This is a genomic window from Nonomuraea sp. NPDC005983 (assembly GCF_040614375.1).
Taxonomy (GTDB): Bacteria; Actinomycetota; Actinomycetes; order Streptosporangiales; family Streptosporangiaceae; genus Nonomuraea.
The window spans coordinates 1-25,755 of the sequence record NZ_JBEXUP010000011.1; the positions used below are offsets into that span (position 1 = coordinate 1).

Sequence of the window (25,755 nt, forward strand, 5' to 3'; positions counted from 1 at the left end):
TTCTTCCCCCCGTCCCCGTGCGCCCTGCGCGCGCCGGCGCAGGCCGCACGGGGACGCGTGCGTGATCACACCGAGGTGGGGCGGTTGATCGCGGGCTGTTGAGCGCGGGAGAAGTCCGGTGACAACGTGCAAGGCCCCGGATCCTGTCGGACCCGGGGCCTTGCGTCGGCCGAGGGCGGCGTCCCGGACGGGTTCTGAACGGGAACGCGGCCCCCGTCAGATGTAGAGCGTGTTGGGTTCGAGGCCGCACAACACCCGGCCGTAGAGCTCGGCGTTGGTGTTGGGATGCATCAACGCGTGCAGGTTGACGGCCTGCACATCGCGCGAGATGCGCTGGATCGGCACGTCGAGGTAGATCGACGAGCCGCCGCTGGCCGTGGCCAGGATGTCCGCCGCCTCCCTGGCCAGCCGGACCACCGTGCCGAGGTCGGCGCGGGCGCGGGCGCGCTCCTCGATCTTCCAGTCGGAGCCTTCGACGGCCTTGGTGTCGACCAGGGTGGCAAGGCGGTGGGCGTGGAACTCGGCCTGGTCGATCTTCTGCGCGGCGTCGGCCACCTGCAGATGAGTGATCGGCGCTTCACGCTGGTTCTCGTAGGCGGTGTAGGTGATCTTCCGGCCGGGCAGCCGCTTGAGGAAGGCCTCGCCGGCGGCCCGCGCGAGGCCGAGCACGGGGCCGACAGAGGACGCGGCGGCGGTCGGCAGCAGCGGGACACGGTAGATCGCCGACTCGGCGTTCTTCTTCGAAGCCGTCTGGCCCTGCAGCACGGCGGGCAGCGGCAGCACGCGCTCCTGCGGGATGAACAGGTCCCTGGCCACCGTGCTGACGCTGCCGGTGCCCTTCAGCCCTGAAGTCTGCCAGTCGTCCACGACGAGCAGGTCCGACATCGGAACCAGCGCCATGATCGGGTAGGGGTCGCCCTCCTGCGGCACGAGGATCGCGATGATCTCCTGCCAGTCCGCGTGGTGGGCGCCGCTGATGAACTGCCACTTGCCGGTGACCGTGACGCCGCCTTCGGCGGGGGCGGCCATCGCGCTCGGGCTCAGCGTGCCGCACACCCGGGTGTCCGGCGTGGCGAACACCTCGTCCTGGACCGCGTCCGGGAACATGCACGCCATCCAGCCGGGAATCCAGTACACCGACGCCACCCAGGACGCCGAGCCGTCGCCGCGGGCGAGTTCCGCGGCGACGTCGACGAGCGTGCGGGCGTCCGCTTCATAACCGCCGTAGCGCTTCGGCCGGCGCAGCTTGAAGATGCCCGCGTCGCTGAGGGCCTCCACCACCTCCTCGTGCAGCCGGCGGTTCTCCTCCGCCCAGCGCGCATGTCTCTGCAGCAGCGGTACCAGTTCGGCCGCGCGGTCGACGAGCTGCTCCCGCGTCGGAATGACAGTTTTGGGCACCATGTCCTCCTGGAGTTGATTAGCCGAAACCTCGTTCGGTGGTTACAGGTCGGCGACGGCCGGGATGACCTTCTCGCCGATGAGCTCCATCTGCCGCACCGGGTCGGTGCTCGACACGATGCCGATCGCGGTCTGGATGCCGGCGTCGGCCCAGCGGCGCAGCTCCCCGGTCAACTCGGCGACGCCGGTCCCGTCCGTACCGACGGTGAGCGGGAAGATGGCGCTCTTCTCGATCGCGTCGTAGTCGCGGCCCTCTTCGGCGCAGTACGTGCGCAGCAGGTCGAGCTTCGCTTCGACATCCGGGCCCGGGTAGACGTTGCAGGCGTCGGCGTAGCGGGCCACCAGACGCAGCGTCTTGCGGCCATCACCGCCGATCATGATGGGCGGGTGCGGCCGGGTCAGGCTCTGCGGCAGGTTCAACGGGCGTTCCAGCCGGTAGTGCGCGCCCTCGAACGGGCGCTCGTCGCCGCGTTCGCCGTCCCACAGCCGAAGGCAGATCTGCAGCGTCTCCTCGAGCATCTCGAACCGCTGCGCCAGCGGCGGGAACGGGAAACCCATGCCGGTGGCCTCGTCGGCGTACCAGCCCGCGCCGACGCCGAGCATCGCCCGGCCGCCGGACAGCACGTCCAACGTGGTCACCGTCTTGGCCAGCAGCGCCGGCTGACGGAAGTGGACGCCGGCGACGACCGGCGCGACCCGGCACCGCCGTGTGTGGGCGGCGATGACGGCGAGCGTGGTGAAGCATTCGAGCTGCGGCTGCTCCGGCCCGCCGGCGTGCGGGCCCTGCCAGACGTGATCGCCGACCCCGATCAGGTCGAACCCGGCGTCGTCGGCGACTCGGGCGATCTGCTTGAGCGTGCGGCCCATGCCGGCCGGCCCGCCGTCCCAGCCGAACTCCGCGAGTTCCAGGCCAATTTTCATGACGTCATCTCCTTGCTGCGCACCGGAAAGGGGGTGACTTGGGAATCGCGGCAGGCGTTTCGTTCATGGTGTCAGCCGGTGCGGGGCAAGGCTTCTCCCGCCATGCGAATCAGCAAAGCGCACTGTCAAGCCGCTACTGCCGAAGGCGGAGGGAACTCCGTCCGCTCCCATGAGGGACGTCTCCCTGCCTGCTCTCGGGACAGAGTTTTGTGACTGTTTGCTACCTATACCCATTTTGGCGGGAAGGCCGCTATAGGGCGGTCTGGACCCGTCGCCGACGAGGAGAGCATTCCAGAAGATGCCTGTTTGCCATTTGACCTGTAGTTGAATGTGCTGAGTAAGCTGACGCCGGCGAAGAGCATTTCAGCGGAGCGATGCCAGCCTTCAGGCGCGCGGTTCTGAGCCGAGTCATGGGCGAGAAGTGTGCCGCTCATGGCTGCCTTTGCTACCGTTCAATGACTCGCCGCTTTCGTCCAATTCGGAGAGGAATGAGAATGTGAGTGCTGTAGAGATATCCGAGAGGGCGGGAAAGCGCGAGTGGGTCGGCCTGGCCGTGCTGGTGCTGACGGCGATGCTCATCTCGTTCGACTTCTTCGTGCTGCTCCTGGCCCTGCCGCACCTGAGTGCCGACCTGGGGGCCGACGGCGTCGAACAGCTGTGGATCATGGACATCTACGGCTTCTTCGTCGGCGGCCTCCTGATCACGATGGGCAGCCTCGGTGACCGGATCGGCCGGCGAAAGCTGCTGCTGATCGGTGGCACCGGGTTCGCCCTCGCCTCCGTGCTCGCGGCGTACTCGACCAGCCCGGAAATGCTGATCGGGGCCCGCGCACTGCTGGGCCTCTTCGGCGCCACGCTGGTGCCCTCGACGCTGTCGCTGCTCAGCCACATGTTCAGGGATCCGAAGGAGAGAGGCCTCGCCATCGGCATCTGGGCGGGGGCCTTCACCGTCGGCGCGATCCTAGGCCCGATCGCCGGTGGCATCCTGCTCGGGTACTTCTGGTGGGGGTCGGTGTTCCTGATCGGCGTGCCCATCCTGGCGTTGCTGCTGATCCTGGGCCCGACCATGCTTCCCGAGTTCCGCAACCCCGACGCCGGCCGGCTCGACCTGATCAGCGTCTTCCAGTCGCTGGCCGCGATGCTGCCGTTCATCTACGGTGTCAAGGAGATCGCCAGGTCCGGCCTGCAGGTCGTGCCCGTGGTGGCCCTGCTCCTCGGGATCGTGTTCGGCGTGCTGTTCATCCGCCGCCAGAACCGGCTGCCCCATCCGCTGCTCGACCTGAAGCTGTTCTCCATCGCGAACGTCCGTTTCGGGCTGCTCGGCCTGTTCGGGTACAGCCTGCTGACCGGCGCGGTGCTGTTGCTGATGTCGCAGTGGCTGCAGTCGGTCGCCGGCCTGTCAGCGCTCGGCGCGGGCCTCGCGCTCGTGCCCGGCATGATCACGTCCACGATCGCCTCGACGGTGGCTCCGATTCTCGCCCGCAGGTTCCGGCCGGCCTACCTCATCGGCATCGGCTTGCTGATCACCGTTGCCGCGCTGGTCGTCATCACGCAGGCGAGCTTCTCGGCGACGCTGGTCATCGCAGCCTTCGCCGTCTGGACGATCGGCGGCGCGCCGATCGAGGCGCTGGGTATCGGGCTGGTCCTCGGCGCCACGCCGCCGGAGAAGGCCGGGGCGGTGTCGGCTGTGCCGCAGGTGTGCAACGAGGTCGGGTCGGCGCTGGGCTTCGCCCTGCTGGGCACGGTTGCCACGGTGGTCTACCGGGCGAAGCTGTCCGGCGCGATCCCGGCGGACGTGCCGTCGGCGGCCGCCGCGGCGGCGGACGAGAGCGTGGCCAGCGCCACGGCTGCGGCGCAGTCGCTGCCCGAGCAGCTGGGTGAGGCACTCCTGGGCCCGGCACGCCTGGCGTACAACAGCGGCATGCACGTCGTCGCCTGGATCACCGCGGTGCTGCTCGCCGTCCTGGCCGTGGTCATCATCGTCAAACTGCGGCACGAGCCGCCGCTGGGCGCGGCAGCGGACGAGGGTGCGGCCACCGAGGCGGCCTGACGGGTAACCCGGAAGGCGGCGCCCCCGCCAGGCGGCAGGGGCGCCGGGTGGCCTGGAGCGCGGTGCCGGGATCGCACCCGGTCCTTGGCTCCAGGCCGCTGGTGGCCGACGCCGCGGGCGTCACCAGAGCGACGTGGCGTTCGGCGCGATGTCCCCGCGGAACAGTCCGTCCGGGTCGACCCGGGTGCGGACACGGTCGACCCGGGAGACCGCGAGAGCGTCCAGGTGCCGCTGCGGCTGCGTGACACTCTCCACGAACGAGGGCACGGTGCGCCCTGTGTCCCATGGCCGCAGGGCTGTGCGGACCTTCGCCCGGTGCTCCTCGAGCGCCCGCGCGGCCGCGGCGTCGAACGGGACGCCCGAGCCCGCGTAGCAGTAGGGCGCGTCGAGGTGATCAAGCGCCCCGCCGTCGGGGGCGGGCTCCGCGAACGCCCCACCGAGCTGCCGCAGGCCGGCGACGATCAGCGGTGATCCGGAACCGGGGCCGAACAGCCTCAGGAACTCCGCGACCGCATCCTCGTCCAGCTCCGACAGGAGCATGTGGTCGCCGGCGAACGGGACCGGGTCCGTCGGATCCATGTGGGCCTCCAGCGCCCCGGACAGCGACGTGAGGGCCCAGGTGCTCATCACTGGGTCGGCCGTGGCGAGGAGCGGCTCCAGCATCTGGTCCGCCATGCGCTGCGCGGCCGCCGGATCGCCGCCGGCCGGGACGAGAATGGCGCCGTCGACGGCCAGCGTAGAGCCGACGAGGGCGGGGGGAACGTCCGGCAGCGGCGGAAGGTTCATCAGCCGCAGGGACGTGGTCACCTCACGGGGCGCCTTGAGCGTCCACTCCAGCCAGCGCGTCAGCAGGGGGCCGGCGTGCTCTGCCGCCCAGGAGGTGGAACCGGTGACGACGCCGGCGGCCTCGGACAGCTCGACCTCGACGGCCGTCACGACGCCGAACCCGCCGCCCCCGCCGCGCAGGGCCCAGAACAGGTCGGGGTCGTGGGACGCGTCCGCCCGCCTCAGCTGCCCGTCGGCGGTTACCAGCTCGATCGCCCGGACACTGTTCACCGCCAGCCCCAACTGCCTGCCGTACGGGCTCAGCCCGCCACCGAGGAGGTAGCCGACGGCTCCGACGGTGGGGGAGGAGCCATGCGGGGCGGCCAGGCCGTGCGGCGCGGCGGCCGCCACGACCGCGCCCCAGCGCGTGCCGGCGGGTATCCGGGCCAGCCGGCGGCGGGGGTCGATCTCGACGTCGCCCTCCAGCTCGGTCCTGATCAGCAGCGAGCCCTCCATCGGGCCTGTCGCGGCCGCCGCGTGGCCGGTGCTGTGGACGCGCACGGGCAGCCCCTCGGCGCGGGCATGGCCCAGCGCGGCGCGGATCTGGTCGAGGGTCCGGGCTGTCACCGCGGCGGCCGGCCGAGCCGGCGCCGCGAGATTGAACACCCGCGTCGCTGTTTCGTAGGCCGTCTCGCCGGGCAGCCAGACGGTCGTTCCAGAGTCATCGAATGTTCCGGGTCCATCGAACATTGCCATGGGCGCATCTTCGCACCGCGGCAGATCGTGAATCTTCTTCTCACATGCCCGAACGGCGATGGAGATCATCCATGGGCGGCTCTCCTCGACACGATCGCACCATGGCCGAGGAGACCCGCCACACACCGGACGCGCACGCACCGCGCACACGCGGCTGGTTCGCCGTCCACGCGGAGAGCGGCCGTCGCCGCCGGTGAGCGTCACCGCGGCCGAAGGCGCACCGACGTGCCCGGTGCCACCGGCAACGCTCACCAGCATGGGACGGCCCCCTGTACTTTGATGCCTCTTACACCGGCTCCGCCGGCCTCCCCGGCGCCGAGATCTGGTGGAAGGCGCCGGCGAAGAACAGCAGCGCGTCCTGGTCGCCTCCCCGGCTCGACGTCAGCACCTCGCCGAGGAAGATCGAGTGGTCGCCGCCGTGATAGACCTCGGTCAGCCCACACTCCACCCACGCCAGCGCCCCGGCCAGCAGTGGCGCGCCCGTCTGCGGGCCCGGCACCCAGTCGACCCCGTCGAACTGGGCCATGCCCTGCGGCCGGGTCCGGTCGGCGAAGTACTTGGCCAGGTGCTGCTGGTCGGCCGCGAGGAGGGATACGCCGAAACTGCGCGTGGACAGGATCGCCTCGTGGATGCGCGCAGGCCGGGCCACGCAGCACAACGCCAGCGGCGGGTCCAGTGACACCGAGCAGAACGCGTTGGCCGTCATGCCGTGCCCGCGCTCGCCACCGACGGTCAGCACCGTGACACCCGTGGGGAGCCTCGACAGCACCTCGCGCAGCGACGCCGGAACCATCTCCTCCCCTGATGGCCTCGTACCCGCTTCATCCCGCTGGAGCGAGATCAGGCCCTGCTCCGCCGACATGTCACTCTCCAGTCACCGTCGACGCGGACGCCCGCCGGCCGAACTGCTCCCCCTGGTACGGGGCCAGCGCCTCGCGCAGCTCCACCGGCACCCGCTCGGGGACCGTCTCGTTGTTCGGCCCGCGCATGCACGCGATCCGCTGCTTGCCCCGGGCCACCAGGTTCTCCAGCCCGTCCTTGAGCCGTACGTAGTCGAAGCTGCACTCGATCTGGGTCTGGGTCAGCTCCTCCAGGCGCATGCGCACCGACAGCTCGTCGAACGCGGTGATCTCGGCGAAGAAGTCACACTCGGCCTTGAGCGTGAACAGCTTCAGGTCGTTGTGCATGATGTCGGAGAGCACGGCAGGCGCCTTCTCCTCGAGGAACCTCTCCCGGCAGTGGCCCTGCCAGCGCAGGTAGTTGACGTAGTACACGTTGCCGACGAAGTTGGTCTCCTCGAAGCCAACCCTGTGGCGGAACTCGTAGTAGTTGCTCATCTCGGGTCAGTTTTCCTCTCCCACCAGGACCGCGAACACCACGGAATCAGCCTTGTGGCTCAACGTGGTCACCCAGGTCGCCACCTTCACGTCACCGGCGGACAGCACCATCCAGCCGTCCGCGTGCAGCCGGTCCACGGTCAGCGTCCGCGTCGTGACCCCGGCCTTGCGCAGGCACTCCAGCGCGGTCCACATCCGGGTACCGGCCACGTCGGCGTCCTCGCCGGACTCGGCCATGACCAGGTCGCGGACGTGGCGCAGGTCGTCGCCCAGGAGCCCGGCCCAGTCGTCCTCCGTGCGGTGAACCACCGTCTCCAGGTCGCAGCCGAGCCGGCCCGACCCCGTCACCACCAGGCTCACCCCGGCGCCGTGGGACGCCGAGATCGCGGCGCCGTCCAGCTCCGGCCTGCCGTCCGGCCGGTACCGCACCGTCACCGGGCCGCCGAGGGCGCGGGCGGCGGCGAGCTGGGTCTGCGCCCGCCGGTCGGTCTGCGCGCCCGGCAGCGCCGGCTCGGGGTCCGGCTCGACGACCACGGCGCGGCTGCCGCCGAGGACCCGCTCCAGCGACCGCTCCAGGTAGCCGCTGAGCAGCGCGGACACCCACGGGCCTGATCCGTCCCTCTTCCGCACCGCCCGCAGCGTCAGGCCCTGCCAGCGTTCGACCACCCGGTTGGACGCGTCGAGCACGTCGATGTCGTAGGTGTAGCTGTCGCCGTCCTGCGACCGTTCCCGAGCGTCCATGAGCACGAACTCGGCGCTCTGGTCGGAGGGGGCCGCCAGGTACAGCTTCTGCACGCCCTGCGGCAGCAGGACCGCGTCGGGAACGCAGCACTGGATGGCGTGCATCACCGCGTCCCGCGTGCCCGGGTCGGCCAGCACCTGCTCCTGTGGCAGGTAGGCGGCGAACCACGGCGCCGGCGCGGCGGTGGACAGCTCGGCGACCGCGTGCCGGGCGCTCGCCCTCCGGTAGCCGAGCAGGCGCTGGAATCGCTTGCCCTGGAACAGCACCCCGCCGTAGAGCTCGGTGATCGGGTCGACCGGCACGATCGGCAGCAGGGTGGCCTCCCGCGAGGGGCCCTCGTCGGGCAGGGCCGGCTGCGGCAGCCGCACCGTGGCCCGGAAGTGGTCGGCGCTGAACCCGGTGTCCTCGGCGCGAATGGCCACCGCCACCGTCTCGGCGTCACGGACCAGCGCCGCCAACCGCACGGTCGTCGGGTTGCCGGGACGGACCACGATCGGCCGCAGGAACTCGACGTCCTGGAGGAGCGGGGAGCCGGTCCGGCCGAGCACGGCCGTCGCGACCTGGGTCATCGCCTCCATTCCGACCACCGCGGGGAACAGCAGGTCGCCGTCCAGCAGGTGGTCGGACAGGTAGGGGTCGCTGCCGGCGGACAGCTCCACCTCGGTGATCAGCTCGACGTCCGGGTAGTGCACCGCCACCCTGTCGACGAACCGGGTCAGCGGCAGCTCCCGGTTGGTGTCCAGGGGCAGCGTCGGCAGGCCGCCCATCCGGCCGGTGACCACCAGCACCGGCCCGGCCGACGGGTCGGCGAGCAGCTGGCGCAGCACGCTCAGCCCGTTCTCCAGGGAGATCGGGGTGATGCCGGCGCGCACCAGCGACTCGACCACGCCCAGCTTGTCGCCCATCCCGGCGCCCGACCAGACGGACCACTCCAACGCCAGCGCCCGCGCCCCCGGGTGCGCGCGCTGGAAGTCGACGGTCAGCTCGGTCATCCAGTCGTTGGCGGTCGCGTAGTGCGCCTCGCCACGCAGCCCTCCCCGGCCGATGACGCTGCCGAACGTCACCAGGAGTTTGATCCTGTCCTGGTCGACCGCGTCGAGGACCGCGCGCAGGCCGGCGACCTTGGGGGCCACCGTCTCGCTGAACGCCTCCTCGGTCAGGTTGGCGAGCGCGGCCGGCTCGTTGCGGCCGGCCCCGTGCAGCACCGCGGTGATCGGGCCGAGGGTGGCCTCGAACCGCGCCACGGCCGCGGCGACCTCCTCGGCGTCGGTGACGTCGACGAGCTCGTACCGGTAGACCACGCCGGCCGCGGCCATCCTCGCCAGGTTGGCCGACAGCTCCTCGTCCTCCGCCGGCTCGGTCCGGCCGATCAGCGCGAGCTTGGCCCCCGAGTCCTTGGCCATGGCCAGCGCGCACTCGGCGGTGATGCCTCTGCCGCCGCCGGTGGCCAGCAGCACGTCCGAGCCGTCCAGCGGGGTGCCGGTCCGCGGCTCGGCAGGTGGCTGCAGCACGCGCATCACCGGCACCGTCCGCTGCCCGTCGGCGTCGTAGCGGACCTCGCTGAACGCCGTGGTGGCAGCGGCCTCGGTGATCACCCGCCGCACCGCCTCGTCCACCGCGGCCGCGGACGACGGGGCGAGGTCCGGCAGGGTGACGATCGTGGTCGGCACGCCCGACGCCTCCAGGAACGCGGTCCTGGCCAGGCCGGACGCCCCGAGCTTGTGCTGCACCACGACGAACCGGGTGCCGGCGGGCGCGACGACGGCCGTCCTGCCCGCCTTCAGGAGCAGCTCGAGGTGCTTCTCGCCGTCGTCCGGCAGGCACAGCAGCACGCCGTCGCCGATGCCGGACTCGGCCAGCGCGACCCGCAGCCGCTCGGCGAGCGGGTGGCCGGCCGGTGCGAACACCTGCCACTGGCCGGCCGGGCCGGCGCCGACGTCCACCCTCGGCGCGCCGGCCGGCACGTAGTCGAGGGAGAACGGCCGCACCCACTGCGCCACGCCGGCCACCTCGGTGCTGCCGCCGCCGTCTCCGTCGCCGCCCTGCGCGGTCTCGGCCAGCTCGTCGATCAGCTGGGCGAGCTCGCCGAGCGTCACGGTGGCGAAGTTGGTCGTCGCCTCCATCGCGGGCAGGCCGAGCTGACGGGTGACGTCGTTGACGATCTGGCCGACCGTGATCGAGCTGAGATGCAGGTCGTCGAGCGGGTGGGTGTCCGCGGTCACGGTCTCCAGAGGCAGCTCCACGCGTTCGGCGGCGAGCCTGCGCAGCAGGTCGAGCGTGGACGGGCCGGTGTCGGCGGCGGCGTCGGCGTCGGCCCCCGCCGGCTCGGCGGAGGTGCCGGACGCGTCCTCGCCGGGGACGCTCAGCCCGACGGCGAGGTCGGGCGCGGCCTCGCACGGGCTGGACAGGAAGGTGAACCCGCCGTCCAGCGGCAGCGGACGCACCACCCGGCCGGCGAACAGCGCCTCGGTGTCCAGCGCGGCCCCCAGCACGTACGCGGCACCGAGGACGGACAGCAGCGGGCTCAGCGACTGGCTGTCGGTGTCGACGGACAGCACCGGCGTGCCCGGCGCGATCTCGTGCAGCAGGCCCGCGAGCACCCGGCCGGGGCCCACCTCGACGGCGAGGTCGGCGCCGATGGCCGCCTTGGCGGCCGCCTCATGGAAGCGGACCGGGAACAGCACCTGGTCGCGCAGCAGTACCCGCAGGTCGGTGGCCGGGTCGAGCAGGTCACCGGTCACCGTGGACGCCATCGAGCGGGTGGGCCGGGTGAAGGTGAACTCCGCCAGCCGCGCGGTGAGTGCCTCGGCCGCGGGCTCGACCAGCGGCGAGTGGAAGGCGTGCGAGACGTTGATCCTGGTGGCGGTCACGCCGGCGGCCCTGGCCCGCTCGCACACGTGCTCCACGGCGCCGGCGTCGCCGGAGATGACCGTCTGCTGTGGCCCGTTGTACCCGGCGATCACCACCGGGTCGTCCCCGAACAGCTGCTCGGCCCGGTCCGGCGTGGTGGCGAGGCCGGCCATCGCGCCGCCGCCCTGGCTGGCGTTCGCCATGACCTGGCCGCGCGCCTTGGCCAGACGCAGCACATCCTTGTCACCCATGGCGCCGGACCAGGCCAGCGCGGTCAGCTCGCCGAGGCTGTGCCCGACCGCGACGTCGGCGTCGATGCCGAGTGTCTTCAGCACCCGCAGGGCGGCGACGGAGCCGGCGACGATGCGCGGCTGGGCCGCCTCGGTGGCCACCTGGTCGCCCCCGGTGGACACCCCGGACTCCGCGAACACGGCCTCCGCCGCGGCGAACCGGCGGCGGATCGCGCCGACGGCGCCACGTCCCGAACCCTGGCCGGGGAACAGGTAGACGATCTTCGGAGCGGTCAGCCGATGGTCGAGGAACACTCCGTCCGCGGCGAACCGGCTCTGCTCGCCCGTGTCGAGCGCCGCGAGCAGCCGGTCGAGCTTGCGGGCGGCGTCTTCGGGGCCGGTGGCCACGACGGCGGCCCGCACCCGCCCGCCGGACAGCTGCCCGGCCAGCGTGCCGGCCAGGTCGGCGAGTTCGGCGAATGACAGCGCCGGCACCAGCGTGACCAGCCCGGCGACCCGATCGCGCAGCGCGGCGGCGTCGGCGGCGTCCAGCAGCAGCAACTCGGCGTCCTGCCGGCTGCCGACCAGCGCCGCCGTCCTCCCGGGCAGCTCGGCACGGCGGGTGGCCCCCGGCGCCTGCTCGAGCGCGACATGCGTGTTGATGCCGCCGAAGCCCATCGCCGACACCCCGGCCCTGATCGGCTGATCCGCCGGCCAGAGCTCGGCCCTGCGCGGCACGTACAGGGCCGGGGACTCGCCGGTGAGCTTCGGGTGCGGCTCGTGGTGACCGGTGGCCGGCGGGATGACCTGGTGATACACCGACAGCGCGGCCTTGATCACTCCGCCGACGCCCGCGGCGGCCTTGGTGTGGCCGAAGTTGCCCTTGACGGAGCTGACCGCGGCCGGGCGGGCGTCCGGATCGGCGTCGCGCCGGGCCGAACCGAGCGCCTCGAGTTCGGTGGCGTCGCCGAGCGCGGTTCCGGTGCCGTGGCCCTCGAAGTAACCGATGGTCTCCACGCCGTACCCGGCCCTGGTGTAGGCGCGGTTGATGGCCAGCCGGTGGCCGGAGGCCTCCGGGCGGGTGATGCCGCCCTTGCCGTCGGAGGAGATGCCCCAGCCGGTGATCGAGGCGTAGATCCGCAGGTCGCGGGCGACGGCGTCCTCCTCGCGCATCAGCACGAGGACGCCGGCGCCCTCGCCCGGCCAGAAGCCGTTGGAGTCCTTGTCGTAGACCTTCATCTCGCTGGTGGCCAGCGCCCCGGTCTTGGCGAAGCCGATCACCTCGAACGGGTCGATGGACAGGTCCACGCCGCCGGCGAGGCAGACGTCCAGGTCGCCGTCCGCCAGCGCCTTGGCCGCGGTGGCGATCGAGAGCAGGGACGAGGAGCAGGCGCCGTCGACGGTGTAGCCGCCGCCGCGGAAGTCGAAGTAGTTGCAGATGCGGCCGGCGATGGTGTTGGCGAGGCCTCCGGCGAGCGTGTCCTCGTCGATGGGCGGGAACGGCGCCTTGTACACCGGCTCGAGGTCGCGCAGGAAGGCGCTGGTCTCGTCGTCGTCCCAGCCCTTGGCGGCCAACGCGGCCGCGAGGGTGCGCCGGACGTAGGGCCAGCGCAGCCGCATCAGGTTGGCGCGGGAGAACTCACCGGTCAGGCTGTTGCCGATGACCACGCCGGTGGCCTGGCGGGGGAGGCCCGCCGCGTCCGGGAAGCCGGCGTCGGCGAGCGCCGCCGAGGCGACGTCCAGCGCCAGCCAGTGCGTGAGGTCGGTCGACCGGTAGGTGCTGCCGGCGACCTTGTACTTGAGCCGGTCGAATTCGAAGTCGCGCAGCACGGCCGCCTTGTTGGCATAAAAGCGGTCCGGCGCGTTCGGGTCCGGAGACCAGTAGTCCGCCTGGTTCATTCGCTGGTCGGGCAGTCTGCGGAAGGCGCGGCGACCAGCCAGGATGTTCTCCCAGAGCTCGTCAGTGCTAGCCGCGTCGGGGTAACGAAGTCCGATGCCAACGATCGCGAGCCGAACGGTGCTCAATCCTGTACCGCCTTTTCTCGATGACCACCCGACCCGAATCGACGCGCCCATTTACGCCGGGCACATGTCGTGAACCAGCCGAGTCCGGCGATAGTCCTTTAAACGATTTTTCTTGCCCAGCTAAAGGGTGCATCACCGCCGCGCCGGAATTCTTCTCCTCAGGTGCGGTACGCCCGCTTCTCTCATATTGCTGCATTCCGGTAAATAATCATCAGCCGGTGCCGCGACACCGCAGTAGCGAAGATGCGGCCCCCTGATTACCAGGCCGACTCTGGCAATGCCCCCACCACCGGAGGAGCCGATGCCATCATTTCTGGGTTCGTTACGCCAGTTCGTGCTGGCGCCGAATCTGTACTCCGTAACATTCGCCAAGCGCGGCTTTCCCGGAGCCGGCTCGCCCGCGACCGAGCAGCTGGAGGCCATCCCGCAGGCCGTGGTGTGCGGGTTCGAGTGGGGCATCTCCGCGCGCGACCTGTGGGACGTGCGCAGGCGGCTGGAGCTGGTCGAACCGGAGCAGCGCGGGTTCGCCTACGAGGGCGCGGCGATGGCGTTCGCGGTCCGCGACGCGATGGCGGGCGGCAGCGGCCGGCTCACCCGCGAGCTGCTGCTCGGGCCGGGCGCGCCGCACGTGTTCCTCACCTACATCGGCATCGGGTTCGCCATGGCGCGGCTGCCGAGGCCGCTCTGGCGCAACATCATCCCCGGCCTGACCGGCTCGCCCTACTACCCCACCATGACCTGGCTCGCCGTCGACGGCTACGGCTTCGACCTCGCCTACTTCCACACCAGCCGGTACGTCGACGCGCAACGCGTGCCGGCGCCCTACCCGTGGGAGGGGGCGCCCGGCTACTTCCCGCGCGCCGTGGACCAGGGCATCGGGCGAGCGCTGTGGTTCATCAACGGCGCCGACCCGGTGGCCGCGGCCGCCGCCGTCAACCGGTTCGCCGAAGCGCGCCGGCCGGACCTGTGGAGCGGCGTCGGCCTGGCCGCGACGTTCGCGGGCGGCTGCCCGGCCGAGGGCCTGGCCGTGCTGCGCGAGGCGGCCGGCGACCACTGGCCGCAGCTCGGGCTCGGCGCGGTGTTCGCGATCAAGGCGCGGACGTTCGCCGGCCATGTGCCGGAGCACTCGACGCTGGCCACCGAGGTGCTGGCCGGAATGTCCGTAGCGGACGCGGTGCGGATCTCCGACCGCACCGAGGCCGGCTCGAACGGCCGCGACCCGGCGCGGGAAACGGTGCCGCTGTATGAGCAGTGGCGCAGCCGAATTCGCGCACATTTCACCGACACCGCATCGTTGCCGGGCTGACCGGCGGAACTGAGAACGATTGTTAGGGGGCTTAATTGTCCAGTTCACTACGCGCGCTCCGGCGTCGCATTCTGACCCCGGACGTCGCCGAGACGAGTCTCGACAAACGCGGCTTCCACAAGAAATCGCCCGCAGCCCAAGAAAGGCTTGAGGCCGTTGGGAAGACGTTTATCGTCGGCTACGCCTCCGCGATGGAGGCCCGCACCCCGGCCGACGCCGAGGCCGTGATCGAGCAGGTGCCCGACTGGCTGCGCGGCTTCGCCTACGAAGGCGCCGCCATGGCCCTGGCCGTACTCGACGGTCTGCCGTTCGGCCGCTCGGACAACGTCCGCCGGCTTCTGCGACGCCCGCTGGCTGACGCGTCCCGCTACCTGGTCTACGTCGGGATCGGCTGGGCGATGGCCCGGATACCCCGGTTCCGGTGGCCCAGGCCGCAGACCCTGGACCCGGTGCTGGTGCCGCTGGTGCTCGACGGCTACGGCTTCCACCAGGCCTACTTCCACACCGCCCGCTACGTCCACGGCCAGTACCGGGACCTGAACTTCCCGTGGCCGGGCGGCCCGCACGGGGCGTACGCCAACAACGCCATCGACCAGGGCATCGGCCGCGCGATGTGGTTCGTCGGCGGCACCGACCCGGAGCGGGTGGCCGACCTGATCGACGCGTTTCCGGAGTCTCGTCGCGGCGACCTCTACAGCGGCACCGGACTCGCGGCGACCTACGCGGGCGGCGTCGACGAGCAGGAGCTGCGGACGTTGTGGTCCCGCGCCGGCAGCTACCGGGGCAACCTCGCCCAGGCGTCCGCGTTCGCCGCTGACGCGCGGGTGCGTACGGGCATCGTCCCCCCGCACACGGCGCTGGCCACCCAGATGTTCTGCGGCACGACGCCGGAGGAGGCGGCCCGGATCGTGACCGAGCTGCGCCCGGTCCACCCGGTCGAGGGCGAACTGCCGGCGTACGAGGTGTGGCGGCAGCGACTCGCCAACGCATTCGTCTCTTCTGGAGGTGTCAACAGATGAACGCGGCACTAGGCATGCTGCGCAGGCAGCTGACCGGTGTCATCGCGCTCGTGGTCGTCGTCGGCTTCTACTTCGTGGTCATCCTGCCGGAAGCCTCGGCCGACGCGAAGAACCGACTGGCGAGCAGGTACGCGTTCGCCGGACACAGCGTGGCGCTGCCGACGTCGGACAAGCAGCAGACGATCAGGAAGGTCAACCAGGACTACAAGGGCTTCGACGCCTGGATCTCCTCGGTCGGCGCGGCGGTCGCGATGAACGACCTGGACGGCGACGGCCTGCCCAACGACCTGTGCCTGGTCGACCCGCGCACCGACCAGGTGATCATCACGCCGACGCCGGGCAAGGGCGAGCACCGCTACGCGCCCTTCGCACTGAACCCGGCGCCGCTGCCGGTCAGCGACGTGATGGCGCCGATGGGCTGCGTCCCCGCCGACCTCAACGAGGACGGCCGGCTGGACCTGCTGGTCTACATGTGGGGGCGGACGCCGATCCTCTACCTCAGCCGGGCCGACCACGGCACCCTCTCACCCCAGGCGTACGAGCCCGTTGAGGTGCTGCCCGGCAACGCCGGCGCGGACGGCAAGTACACCGGCCCGCAGTGGAACACCAACGCGGCGACCATCGGCGACTTCGACGGCGACGGTCACGACGACATCTTCATCGGCAACTACTTCCCCGACGGCCCGCTGCTCGACCCGTCCGTCGACGGCGGCGTGACGATGAACCACTCCCTGTCGCACGCCCAGAACGGCGGCGAGAAGATCATCCTGCTGAGCGCGGGCGCCACGGCGGGCGACCACCCGACCGCCGCCTTCAAGCGCGTCCCCGACGACGCGCTCCCCGAGGAGGCCCGGCACGGCTGGTCGCTGGCGGCCAGCGCCACCGATCTGGACGGGGACCTGCTGCCCGAGTTGTACATCGCCAACGACTTCGGCCCTGACCGGTTGCTGTACAACCAGTCGACGCCGGGCCACGTGAAGTTCGCCAGCGTCACCACCGCGCGCACGCCGGGCACGCCGAAGTCGAAGCGGATCGGCGCCGACTCCTTCAAGGGCATGGGCGTCGACTTCGGCGACTTCAACCACGACGGCCTCTACGACGCGTTCGTCTCCAACCTCACCGTCGGGTGGGGCATCGTGGAGAGCAACTTCCACTTCATGAACACCGCCAAGGACGAGGCCGACCTGCGTGCCAGGCTGCGCGCCGGCGAGGCGCCGTTCCGCGACGTCAGCGGTGCGGACGGCACCGCGTGGTCGGGCTGGAGCTGGGACGTCAAGATCGCCGACTTCGCCAACTCCGGCGAGCTGGACATCACCCAGGCCACCGGCTTCATCAGGGGCTACACCAACCGCTGGCCGCAGTTGCAGGAACTGGCCATGGCCAACGACACCCTGGTGGCCAACCCGTTCTTCTGGCCCAACGCCAACTCCGGCGACGACCTCGCCGGCAGCGAGCCGCTGCGCTTCTACGTCAAGGAGGACGACGGGCGCTACACCGACCTGGCCCCCGAACTGGGCCTGGCCGTGCCGATCCCGACCCGCGGCATCGCCACCGGCGACGCCGACGGCGACGGCCTGCTCGACCTCGCGGTGGCCCGGCAGTACGGCGACCCGATCTTCTACCACAACCAGGCGCCCAAGCCGGGCGGCTACCTCGACCTGACGCTGACCCATGAGCAGGCGACGAGGGTGGGCACCGCGCCCGCGCCCGGTTCGCCGGCCACCGGCGCCGAGGTCACGGTGACCACGGCGGACGGCAAGAAGTACGTCCAGCGCGTCGACGGCAGCAGCGGGCACTCCGGCCGGCGCAGCAGCGAGGTGCACATCGGCCTCGGCGACGCCAAGGGCGCCGTCCAGGTGCACCTGAAGTGGCGAGACCGCCAGGGCGCGGTGCACCAGCAGGATCTCAAGCTCAGCCAGGGCCGGCACGCGCTCGTGCTCGGCGACCAGGCCAGGGAGAGGTGAGAAGGACAATGGTGGTCCAGGAAGTGAAAACGGGCGGGAAGCCGCCTGCCGGCGGCCCGCGGCACGACCCGAAGATCATCAAGGCGCTGCGCAGGTTCGCCATCTCGATCTCGATCTTCAACATTCTCGGCTACACCGTCCTCGGCTTCGAGCAGCCGTGGACCTGGCCGCTGGTGGCCCTGGCCACCGGGTACACCACCGAGCTGGTGCTGGAGGCGATCGGCGCCCGGGTCGAGGGCCGGGCGCCCCGCTTCCTCGGCGGCGGCGTGAAGGGCCTGATCGAGTTCCTGTTCCCGGCGCACATCACCAGCCTCGCGCTGAACATGCTGATCTACGTCAACGACCGGATCTGGGTGATGATGTTCGCCGTCACCCTCGCGGTAGCGACCAAGTGGATCCTGCGTGCCCCGGTGCGCGGCAACCTGCGGCACTACATGAACCCGTCCAACTTCGGGATCCTGATGGTGCTCGTGCTGTTCCCGTGGGGCAGCATCGCGCCGCCGTACCACTTCACCGAGCACGTCAACGACCCCATCAGCTGGGTCATCGTCGCGGTGATCCTGGTGTCCGGCACGATTCTCAACGCCAAGCTGACCAACCGGATGTGGCTGATCTTCGGCTGGGTGAGCGTCTTCGCGCTCCAGGCCGTGCTCCGCGGCCTGCTGTTCGACACGTCGATCCCGGCCGCGCTGGCCGTCATGACCGGCGTCGCGTTCGTGCTGTACAGCAACTACATGGTGACCGACCCGGGCACCACCCCGTCCAAGCCGGGCGCGCAGTTCGCGTTCGGCGGCGGCGTGGCGCTGGTCTACGGGGTCTTCATGGTCGCGCACATCGCCTACGGCCTGTTCTTCGCCACCGCGATCGTGTGCCTGATCCGCGGGATGTTCCTGTGGGGCCTGCACTTCGTCAACAAGGCGCGCGAGCGGTTCGAGGCCGAGCAGCGCGTCAAGGCGGAGGCAGCCAGAGCGGCGGAGGCGCAGTCGGAGGCGGCCGCCTCGCCGGTCACGGTGTTCACCGACGACGAGCCGATGGCTCGCCCGGTCGCATGACCGCCACCGGCGGTCGAGTCCCCCCAGGGCCGCCCCGCAGGGCGGCCCTCGGGCTGCTGCGCAAGCTGCGCGCGGACCGGCTCGGCCTGATGAGCGGGGCGGTCAGCGAGTACGGCGACGCGGTACGGGTGGCGATCGGACCGAAGAAGCTCTACATCTTCAACCACCCCGACCACGCCAAGCACGTGCTCGCGGACAACGCCGCCAACTACCACAAGGGCATCGGCTACACCGAGGCCAAGCGGGCGTTGGGCGACGGGCTGCTGACCAGCGAGGGCGCGCTGTGGGAGGAGCAGCGGCGCACCATTCAGCCGGTGTTCCAGCACAAGCGGATCGCCGCGCAGGCCGACGTGATCGTCGGCGAGGCGCTCGGCCTGGTCGAGCGGCTGCGTGCCCACCAGGCCGCCCGCCGGCCGGTGGACGTGCTGTCCGAGATCACCTCGCTCACCCTGGGTGTGCTCGGCAGTATTCTGCTCGCCGCCGACCTGGGCGCGTTCGAGTCGGTCGGGCACTCTTTCGAGGCCGTGCAGGACCAGGCCATGTTCGAGATGGAGACCCTGGGCCTGGTGCCGCAGTGGCTGCCGCTGAAGCGGCAGCGGGTGTTCCGCAGGGCCCGCGCCGACCTCGATCGGATCGTGGACATCCTTGTGGTGCAACGGAAGGCCTACCCGTCCGAGTCCGGCGACGACGTGCTGACCCGGCTCATCGCCTCCACCGCCAAGGAGAGCGACAAGGCGGTCGCCGACCGCCGCATGCGCGACGAGCTGGTGACGCTGCTGCTGGCCGGGCACGAGACCACGGCCAGCACCGTCGGCTGGACGTTGAACCTGGTGAGCCGGCACCCGGAGGTTCGGGACCGGCTGCACGAGGAGGCGGTGGCCGTCTACGGCGACCGCCGCCCGACCTACGAGGACCTGCCCCGGCTGCGCTACACGAACATGGTGCTGCAGGAGACCATGCGCCTGTTCCCGCCGGTGTGGATCCTCACCCGCCGGGCGGTCCGCGACGACGTGGTCGGCGGCTACCACGTCCCCGCCGGCGCGGAGGTCCTGATCTGCCCGTACACCCTGCACCGGCACCCGAGGTACTGGGCCGACCCGGAACGGTTCGACCCGGAGCGGTTCAACCCGGACGTCCCGTCGAGCCGGCCCCGCTACGCGCACATCCCGTTCGGCGCCGGCCCCCGGTTCTGCGTCGGCAACCACCTGGGGATGATGGAGGCCACCTTCATCGTCTCCACGCTCCTGCGCGACCTGCGGCTGGAGAGGCTGCCCGGTCTCCGGGTCAAGCCGGAGCCGATGCTCTCGCTGCGCCTCGGCGGCGGCCTCCCCATGACCGTCCACCCCTGGGCGGCGGCCGACCGCTCAGCGGCATGACCCCGCTCGCGGTGACCAGCGCCGCTCTCCGGCCGGCACAGGGTCACCGCGGGCGCGCGGTTTCAGGCTGTCCATCCGCCCGGCGAGAAGGTCGCCGCCGGCACTTGGCCAGGAGAACCCTGGATGACTTCACGGAAAGGCGGTAGCGCGCCATGGAAAACCTCGCGGAACTTCGGAATGATCTATCCACGCGGCGCAGAGATACGGCGGATTTCGCGAAACTCCAGGCCGCCATCGCCGACGAGCGCGTCCGCGACCTGTTCACCTTCCGGTTCCTGGCGGCGACCGAGACGTTCGACCGCCTCGTCGACGCGGCCGCTCACCGCATTCTCTCGTCGATCGGCGCGCTTCCCGCTGCGAGGGGCGTGACGGTGCAGGAGACCAAGCAGGCGCTGTCCATTCCATGGCGCCGCACCGTCGCCCTGACGTTCCTCTACGAGAAGCTCTCGGACACCGGGACACTGGACCGGCGGGACGGCCGCTATTTTCCCGGGACGGCCCCGGTGGAGGAGTTCGAGACCGTCGCCGCCGAGCTCGCCCGGCTGGAGCCCGGCGCCGCCGTGGCCGCCGAACTCGTGCGGACGCTGGTCGACGAGGCGCCGCGCTACTTCCGCAGCGAGGCGACGGGCGACGAGATCCTTTTCTCTCCCCAGAAACTCCCGCTCTGGCTCCGGTACTTCTCCAATGCCAATCTTCTTTACACGATCAACAACACTCTCGGCGCCGAGGCGCTCTCCCGCATCGCTCCCGAGGACGGCGGTGCGTTCGAGGTCCTCGAGATCGGTGGCGGCTGTGGCAGCGCGGCCGAGGAAGCGCTCACAAAGCTCGGCCCCCGTATCTCGCGCTACCGATTCACCGAGATCGCCGAGACCTTCGCCCGTCACGGCGAGCGGGCGGCACGAGCCGCCGCCTCGCCGACGACGCTCGTCGAGTCGGCGCGCCTCGACATGACGATCCCCTGGGCACAGCAGGGGGTCGAGCCCGGCACGTTCGACGTGGTCTACTCCGTCAACTGCTTTCACGTGGCGCCGGACCTCGACTTCGTCATCGCCGAAGCGGCGAAGGCGCTCAAGCCGGGCGGGACGGTCGTCGTCTCCGAGTGCGTCCGCCCCACGAAGCGCGCGCGGCCCATCTACGTGGAGTTCATCTTCGACTTCCTGGACAGCTTCACCGACGTCGCCACCGATCCGGTGAAGCGGCCGACGCACGGCTTCCTGACGCCCGCGGCGTGGCGCGCCACGTTCGAGGCCGCCGGCCTCGGCGACGTGGAGATCCTCCCCGATGTCGACGCCGTCGCCGAGAAGTACCCGGACTTCGTGGTGGGGGCCGTGCTGGCCCGCGTGGAAACCGGATGATCGCTGCTTTCGAACCTGTCCTGACTCCCCCCAAGCAGGTCGCTTGGGGGGCGGCCGCACTGGCGGCGGCCGACGGGGGAGCCCGGATCAGGCGTCGGCCACGGTTTCACCGGCGGCCGTCGGGTAGTGACGGCGCGGACGCCGGTTGGCAGGCAGGTGGACCTCGCGCAGGAACGGCGGAAGCAGCCAGAGGCGTCGCCCCCAGACGGCGATCTTGCCGGTGAGCAAGGCCTTCGGACGGCTGACACGGCCGAAGAGCATCAGGTTCAGCGTCGGCGGGTCGAAGGCGACGTGGACGTCCGTGCGAGGCGAAGGCTCCTCCACCGACACCCGGCCGTCCCGCAGCACCAGCGTCGCCGGGGCGGTGTAGCGGGAGTGGAACTGGACCGCTATCCGCCCGGACCGCCGGGGCCCGCCCGTGTCCATCAACCGCCCGTAGTCTTCGCGGATCATCCCGATGAGGAACAGGTCGAAGAACAGCGCGGCCTCGCGCGGCGGGATCGTCCACGGCACGTGTCCGCTCCGGGCGATGTCCCAGCCGTGCAGGTGCATCTCGTTGACCAGATGGGCGAGTAGGCCGGCGAGCGGAACGCGGGCCTCGCCGAGCCAGGGGATGAGCGTCGCCGGGTCCAGCTGCTCGGTCACGCGCAGGATCTGGCCGATGTCGGCACGCAGCCGCCGGGCCAGCTCGGCCGGGTCGCGCTCGGAGTAGGAGCCCAGCACGAGGTCGTTGACGTCGGCCACGGTGTCGACGTTGGTGGACGCGATCGGCGCGGCGAGCGAGGGCATCGGGTGCGGAGCGTCGTCCTGGCGCACGATGGCGGTGTAGAGCCAGGCGATGGACGCGACGTGCGCGCCGGTCTCGGCGACGGTCCAGTCGCGCGTCGCCATCGTCTCGGGCGGGACGGAGGTCAGCAGGCGGGCGAACCGGGCGCCGACCTGCTCCAGCGTCTCACGAACGATCCGCCACTGATGGTTCGGTCTGGACACGGCCATCGTCCCCTCATCCGGGTCACGATCACGCTAACACCGGGCTCCGCGGCACGGTTTCTTCCTGCGTGCGTTACTCGCCCTGCCCGGCGGCGCCTGCGCGACCGAGGGTTGACCGGGTGGCGTTGACCGCTCACGCTGCGCCTGAAGCCTGTCGATCCGTACTCTCCAAGGAGCGTTCATGGCGCACATCACGCTGGGCAACGACCACCCGGGCATCGTCGGCCTGTTCCACTACCGGCCGCAGACCGCGCGACCGATGAGCGAGCTGGCCGAGGTGCTCTTACGCGGCGACAATTCACTGTCCAGAGGCGAGCGGGAGCTGATCGCGGCCTACGTGTCCGCGCAGAACGACTGCCGGTTCTGCTTCTCCTCACACGCCGCGTTCGCCGAGGCGCAGCTCCCTGAGGGGACGGCCCCGGTCGAGGAGATCTGTGCCGACCCGGCGGACGTCCCCATCTCCGACAAGATGAAGGCGCTGCTGGACATCGCAGGAGCCGTACGGCAGGGCGGCAAGACGGTCACCGACCGGCAGGTGGCCGCCGCCAGGGCCGCCGGGGCCTCCGACGTGGAGATCCACGACGCGATCCTGATCGCGGCCGCCTTCTGCATGTTCAACCGGTATGTCGACGGCCTGGCCGCGTTCACCCCGGACGACCCGGCCGACTACAAGGTCATGGCCGACCGCATCGTCGAGGCCGGCTACCTGAGCGCGTTACCCGAGCCGCGAAGCTGAAGCGCCGTCTTCGGGTTGCCGGTGCTCACCGTCTTCACGGTGGCTGAGTGCCCACCATGCGGAACCGGAGCTCCCGAGAAGAGTGCCCGGCTGCCTGAGGCCGGGGGGCGTCCTCATGTGAGACGGAATCCGAGACTTCGCTGGAGTCACCCTTTGATTACTCTGCGCAATCGACGGCCGGGCCGCAGGGTATTGTCGAAGACCGGCGCTGACTCTTCGCGGAGCTCTTTGCCCTGCGGTGAGGGCGGCCGGGGTGGTATCCGGCCCCCTCACCTTTCGCTCCTCGCACATCCTGGTCGTTTGCGAAGAATGCGCCTATTTCGGGCAATCTCCCGACATTTCGCGACAGGGCGGATATTCAGGTGTGACGCGGCGCGCTGATCGCTAACGTTGAGACCAGTTCACCGGGAACGGAGAGGAAGCGGGGCGCGAACCTGCGTCTCTCCCGGCACGGTGAGCTGGTCAGGTCTGGTGCCGGCGCGGGTCGACGTCCATCGGTTACCGGATCAGACGGGCGCGGGTTCGAGTCCCGCCGCACGGCCCTGGCCGTGCGTAGCTCAGCCGGCAGAGCATCTGCACACCCCGGTGGACACCACCACATCCGCTCCCTCCCACTGCCCATATCCGCCTCAGGCGGGTCGAAGCGAAAGGGCAACACCATGACCCGTGACCCTCTCGCGTCTGTGTCGACGGTCGCGACCCCGCAGACGCGGCGCATCCCCGGCCGTGCCGACCAGGTGCAGAACGCCGCCGGCGGCTACGTCTTCGACAAGGACCTGTGGACCAAGCTGGAGGACTTCCTGATCCTCGGCACCACGGGCGGCACCTACTACGTCAGCGAGGACCAGCTGACCGCCGACAACGCCGGCGTGCTGTTCCAGGCCCTCGCCGAGGACGGCCCTCGCGTCGTCTCCCTGCTGACGGAGATCTCGACGGCCCGCCCGCCGCGAGCGCCGAAGCAGCGTCCCGCGCTGTTCGCGCTGGCCGCCGCCTACGCCCGCGGCGACGCCGACACCCGGCAGGCGGCCAAGCTCGCCCTGCCCAGGGTCGCCCGCACCACGGATCATCTGGCGCAGTTCTTCGGCTACTACAAGAACCTGGGCGGCAAGGCCACCGGACGCGGCACCGCGCCCGTCACCGGCCGGTCGCTGCGCACGGCGCTCGGCTCCTGGTTCCTCACCGGCAGCGCGGACGACGTCGCGTTCAAGGCGTGCAAGGCGGCCCAGCGCAGGACCCCGCAGGGCGAGACGTTCTCCCTGCGGGACGTGCTGCGGATCGCCCACCCCGTGGCCGACTCCGAGCAGCGCAGGACGCTGTTCGGGTGGATCGCCGGGAACGTCCCCGACGAGCGGGCCCGCGCGGCGCTGCCCGCCGTCGAGCGCTTCCTCACCGCGAAGGCGGCCACCACCGTGGACGAGGCGGTCCGCGCCGTCGCCGAGCTGCGGGTGCCGTGGGAGTTCCTGCCGGACGCGATGCTCCGCGAGCCCGCCGTGTGGGACGCCCTCGTCGACACGGCCGGCATGACCGCGCTCCTGCGCAACCTCGCCCGGATGACCCGGATCGGCACGCTCACGCCCATGGGCGAGGCCACCGCGCGGGCGGCGGCCCGGCTCGCCGACCGCGACGCGCTGCTCAGAGCTCGCATCCACCCGATGGACGCCTGGCTCGCGCTGCGCGTCTACGCCTCCGGCCGCTCCCAGCCCAACCGGCGAGCCGACGCGCAGACGTGGCAGCCGGTCCCGGCCATCCTGGACGCGCTGGAGGAGACGTACGAGCTGTCCTTCGGCAACGCCGAGCCCTCGGGCAGGCGGCTGCTGGCGGCCGTGGACTCGTCCGGCTCGATGGAGCAGCACGTCGTCGTCGGCGGCTCGCCGGTGGGCAGCGCGTACGAGGTGGGCTGCGCGATGGCCGTCATGCTGGCCCGCATCGAGCGGGGCGACGTGCACGTCATCGACGTCGACACGTCCGTCCACGCGTCGAAGGTGACGCCGCGCACCAACCTGCGCGAGATCGCCTCCTGGCGGCCCTCCGGCGGCGGCACCGACCTGTCGCTGCCGTTCACGTGGGCGGCCGGCCGGCGGATGGACGTGGACGGGATCGTCGTGTTCACCGACAACGAGACGTGGGCGGGGCGCTCCCACCCGGCGCAGGCACTCGCCGCCTACCGCCGGAAGGTGAACCCGCAGACCCGCGTGGTGGTGGCCGCGATGACCGCGGTGGGCTACACGATCGGCGACCCGAAGGACGCCGGCGTGCTCAACGTGGCCGGGCTGGACGCGTCGCTGCCGCTCGTCGTCAACGGATTCGTCCGGCGCTGATGGGCCGGCCGGCCTCTCGGCGGGCGAGCGGCCGGCCGGCCCTCACGTTTCACGCGACCGTAAGGACGCGGTCATATGGGTAGCAGGCCTAGCAGATGCGCCGTGGCGGTGAGCAGCGCGGCCAGTGCGGTGATGACGGCGGCGATGGTCGTCGGGGCGACAGCGGAGAGTCGCCGGATGGCGTAGTAGGTCAGCCAGAGAATGGCCAGGATGACGCACGCGGCGTAGAGAAGGGGCAGCTGGGATGACATTTTGTCCCCCTTTCGGACGTGGGGAGAAGTCCCCTTTGACTGCTTCGCGGAGCTATATCGACTGTGTCCGTATTTGCGACGGTTGGTAATTGACCGACTACGGAGTGTCGATGTCGGCACTCTACTGCCTGAATCTGGACAGTGCATCATCAGGCGAGACGGAATCCGAGAAATTCTCTGGAGTCACCTTTTGATTACTCTGCGCGATCACTTGCGGGCACAGGGTATTGTCAAAGATTGGCGCAGACTCTTCGCGGAGCTCTTTGCCTAGGGCGAGGGCGGCCGGGGTGGTATCCGGCCCCCTCGCCCCCTTT

17 protein-coding genes are annotated in these 25,755 nt (G+C 70.9%); 9 read left to right on the forward strand and 8 right to left on the reverse strand.

Annotation, left to right across the window (positions count from 1 at the left end; translation table 11 throughout):
- Window positions 1-216 precede the first annotated feature (216 nt).
- Together ABZ297_RS07930 and ABZ297_RS07935 are read right to left on the reverse strand one after the other, a co-directional pair.
- Window positions 217-1,401, reverse strand: a complete 1,185-nt coding sequence (locus ABZ297_RS07930) for an acyl-CoA dehydrogenase family protein (protein ID WP_355341152.1) — start codon at window positions 1,399-1,401, stop codon at window positions 217-219.
- Between the two features lie 39 nt (window positions 1,402-1,440).
- Window positions 1,441-2,319, reverse strand: a complete 879-nt coding sequence (locus tag ABZ297_RS07935; RefSeq protein WP_355341155.1) for an LLM class F420-dependent oxidoreductase — start codon at window positions 2,317-2,319, stop codon at window positions 1,441-1,443.
- Between the two features lie 496 nt (window positions 2,320-2,815).
- Between ABZ297_RS07935 and ABZ297_RS07940 the strand changes: the two genes are divergently transcribed.
- Complete coding sequence (locus ABZ297_RS07940; protein ID WP_355341158.1) at window positions 2,816-4,369, forward strand: MFS transporter; 1,554 nt, start codon at window positions 2,816-2,818, stop codon at window positions 4,367-4,369.
- A gap of 120 nt (window positions 4,370-4,489) precedes the next feature.
- Here the strand turns inward: ABZ297_RS07940 and ABZ297_RS07945 are convergent, their stop codons facing one another.
- From ABZ297_RS07945 to ABZ297_RS07960, 4 genes are all read right to left on the reverse strand, one after another.
- Window positions 4,490-5,890: an FAD-binding protein gene (locus ABZ297_RS07945; RefSeq protein ID WP_355341161.1), complete on the reverse strand. Its 1,401-nt coding sequence runs from the start codon at window positions 5,888-5,890 to the stop codon at window positions 4,490-4,492.
- Window positions 5,891-6,176: 286 nt separating this feature from the next.
- The gene (locus tag ABZ297_RS07950) at window positions 6,177-6,752 is read right to left on the reverse strand and encodes a flavin reductase family protein (protein WP_355341164.1); all 576 of its coding nucleotides are present in this window, start codon (window positions 6,750-6,752) and stop codon (window positions 6,177-6,179) included.
- Window position 6,753: 1 nt separating this feature from the next.
- Complete coding sequence (locus ABZ297_RS07955; RefSeq protein ID WP_355341167.1) at window positions 6,754-7,227, reverse strand: acyl-CoA thioesterase; 474 nt, start codon at window positions 7,225-7,227, stop codon at window positions 6,754-6,756.
- A 6-nt stretch (window positions 7,228-7,233) separates the two neighbouring features.
- Window positions 7,234-13,074, reverse strand: coding sequence for a type I polyketide synthase (locus tag ABZ297_RS07960; RefSeq protein WP_355341170.1), 5,841 nt, complete (start codon window positions 13,072-13,074; stop codon window positions 7,234-7,236).
- A 301-nt stretch (window positions 13,075-13,375) separates the two neighbouring features.
- Here ABZ297_RS07960 and ABZ297_RS07965 point away from each other — a divergent pair, with 301 nt between their 5' ends.
- The 6 genes from ABZ297_RS07965 (at window position 13,376) to ABZ297_RS07990 (ending at window position 21,146) form a co-directional block, all read left to right on the forward strand.
- Window positions 13,376-14,380, forward strand: a complete 1,005-nt coding sequence (locus ABZ297_RS07965) for a DUF1702 family protein (RefSeq protein WP_355341173.1) — start codon at window positions 13,376-13,378, stop codon at window positions 14,378-14,380.
- A 35-nt stretch (window positions 14,381-14,415) separates the two neighbouring features.
- Entirely contained in the window at window positions 14,416-15,399 is a 984-nt protein-coding gene (locus ABZ297_RS07970; protein ID WP_355341176.1) for a DUF1702 family protein, read from the forward strand.
- Window positions 15,396-17,363, forward strand: coding sequence for a CRTAC1 family protein (locus ABZ297_RS07975; protein ID WP_355341179.1), 1,968 nt, complete (start codon window positions 15,396-15,398; stop codon window positions 17,361-17,363). Before ABZ297_RS07970 ends, ABZ297_RS07975 begins: the two co-directional genes overlap by 4 nt.
- An 8-nt stretch (window positions 17,364-17,371) precedes the next feature.
- Window positions 17,372-18,415, forward strand: coding sequence for an enediyne biosynthesis protein (locus ABZ297_RS07980; RefSeq protein WP_355341182.1), 1,044 nt, complete (start codon window positions 17,372-17,374; stop codon window positions 18,413-18,415).
- The gene (locus ABZ297_RS07985) at window positions 18,412-19,791 is read left to right on the forward strand and encodes a cytochrome P450 (protein ID WP_355341185.1); all 1,380 of its coding nucleotides are present in this window, start codon (window positions 18,412-18,414) and stop codon (window positions 19,789-19,791) included. The genes ABZ297_RS07980 and ABZ297_RS07985 overlap by 4 nt, the downstream gene beginning before the upstream one ends.
- Window positions 19,792-19,943: 152 nt before the next feature.
- Window positions 19,944-21,146 carry a class I SAM-dependent methyltransferase gene (locus ABZ297_RS07990; protein ID WP_355341188.1) on the forward strand — a complete coding sequence of 401 codons (1,203 nt, stop codon included), beginning with the start codon at window positions 19,944-19,946 and terminating at the stop codon, window positions 21,144-21,146.
- Between the two features lie 87 nt (window positions 21,147-21,233).
- On the opposite strand, the gene ABZ297_RS07995 is transcribed toward ABZ297_RS07990, so the two are convergent.
- Complete coding sequence (locus ABZ297_RS07995) at window positions 21,234-22,142, reverse strand: maleylpyruvate isomerase N-terminal domain-containing protein (RefSeq protein ID WP_355341191.1); 909 nt, start codon at window positions 22,140-22,142, stop codon at window positions 21,234-21,236.
- A 175-nt stretch (window positions 22,143-22,317) separates the two neighbouring features.
- On the opposite strand from ABZ297_RS07995, the gene ABZ297_RS08000 reads away from it, so the two are divergent.
- The gene (locus ABZ297_RS08000) at window positions 22,318-22,872 is read left to right on the forward strand and encodes a peroxidase-related enzyme (protein ID WP_355341194.1); all 555 of its coding nucleotides are present in this window, start codon (window positions 22,318-22,320) and stop codon (window positions 22,870-22,872) included.
- Window positions 22,873-23,531: 659 nt separating this feature from the next.
- Window positions 23,532-25,190 carry a TROVE domain-containing protein gene (locus ABZ297_RS08005; protein WP_355341197.1) on the forward strand — a complete coding sequence of 553 codons (1,659 nt, stop codon included), beginning with the start codon at window positions 23,532-23,534 and terminating at the stop codon, window positions 25,188-25,190.
- Window positions 25,191-25,261: 71 nt separating this feature from the next.
- Here the strand turns inward: ABZ297_RS08005 and ABZ297_RS08010 are convergent, their stop codons facing one another.
- Window positions 25,262-25,441: a hypothetical protein gene (locus ABZ297_RS08010; RefSeq protein ID WP_350811302.1), complete on the reverse strand. Its 180-nt coding sequence runs from the start codon at window positions 25,439-25,441 to the stop codon at window positions 25,262-25,264.
- Between the last annotated feature and the right edge of the window lie 314 nt (window positions 25,442-25,755).

Bases quoted from the DNA above. Each gene is read 5' to 3' on its own strand.
- ABZ297_RS07930 (WP_355341152.1), bottom strand. From the start codon at position 1,401: ATGGTGCCCAAAACTGTCATTCCGACGCGGGAGCAGCTCGTCGACCGC.
- ABZ297_RS07935 (WP_355341155.1), bottom strand. From the start codon at position 2,319: ATGAAAATTGGCCTGGAACTCGCGGAGTTCGGCTGGGACGGCGGGCCG.
- ABZ297_RS07945 (WP_355341161.1), bottom strand. From the start codon at position 5,890: ATGGCAATGTTCGATGGACCCGGAACATTCGATGACTCTGGAACGACC.
- ABZ297_RS07950 (WP_355341164.1), bottom strand. From the start codon at position 6,752: ATGTCGGCGGAGCAGGGCCTGATCTCGCTCCAGCGGGATGAAGCGGGT.
- ABZ297_RS07955 (WP_355341167.1), bottom strand. From the start codon at position 7,227: ATGAGCAACTACTACGAGTTCCGCCACAGGGTTGGCTTCGAGGAGACC.
- ABZ297_RS07965 (WP_355341173.1), top strand. From the start codon at position 13,376: ATGCCATCATTTCTGGGTTCGTTACGCCAGTTCGTGCTGGCGCCGAAT.
- ABZ297_RS07975 (WP_355341179.1), top strand. From the start codon at position 15,396: ATGAACGCGGCACTAGGCATGCTGCGCAGGCAGCTGACCGGTGTCATC.
- ABZ297_RS07980 (WP_355341182.1), top strand. From the start codon at position 17,372: ATGGTGGTCCAGGAAGTGAAAACGGGCGGGAAGCCGCCTGCCGGCGGC.
- ABZ297_RS07985 (WP_355341185.1), top strand. From the start codon at position 18,412: ATGACCGCCACCGGCGGTCGAGTCCCCCCAGGGCCGCCCCGCAGGGCG.
- ABZ297_RS07990 (WP_355341188.1), top strand. From the start codon at position 19,944: ATGGAAAACCTCGCGGAACTTCGGAATGATCTATCCACGCGGCGCAGA.
- ABZ297_RS07995 (WP_355341191.1), bottom strand. From the start codon at position 22,142: ATGGCCGTGTCCAGACCGAACCATCAGTGGCGGATCGTTCGTGAGACG.
- ABZ297_RS08000 (WP_355341194.1), top strand. From the start codon at position 22,318: ATGGCGCACATCACGCTGGGCAACGACCACCCGGGCATCGTCGGCCTG.
- ABZ297_RS08005 (WP_355341197.1), top strand. From the start codon at position 23,532: ATGACCCGTGACCCTCTCGCGTCTGTGTCGACGGTCGCGACCCCGCAG.
- ABZ297_RS08010 (WP_350811302.1), bottom strand. From the start codon at position 25,441: ATGTCATCCCAGCTGCCCCTTCTCTACGCCGCGTGCGTCATCCTGGCC.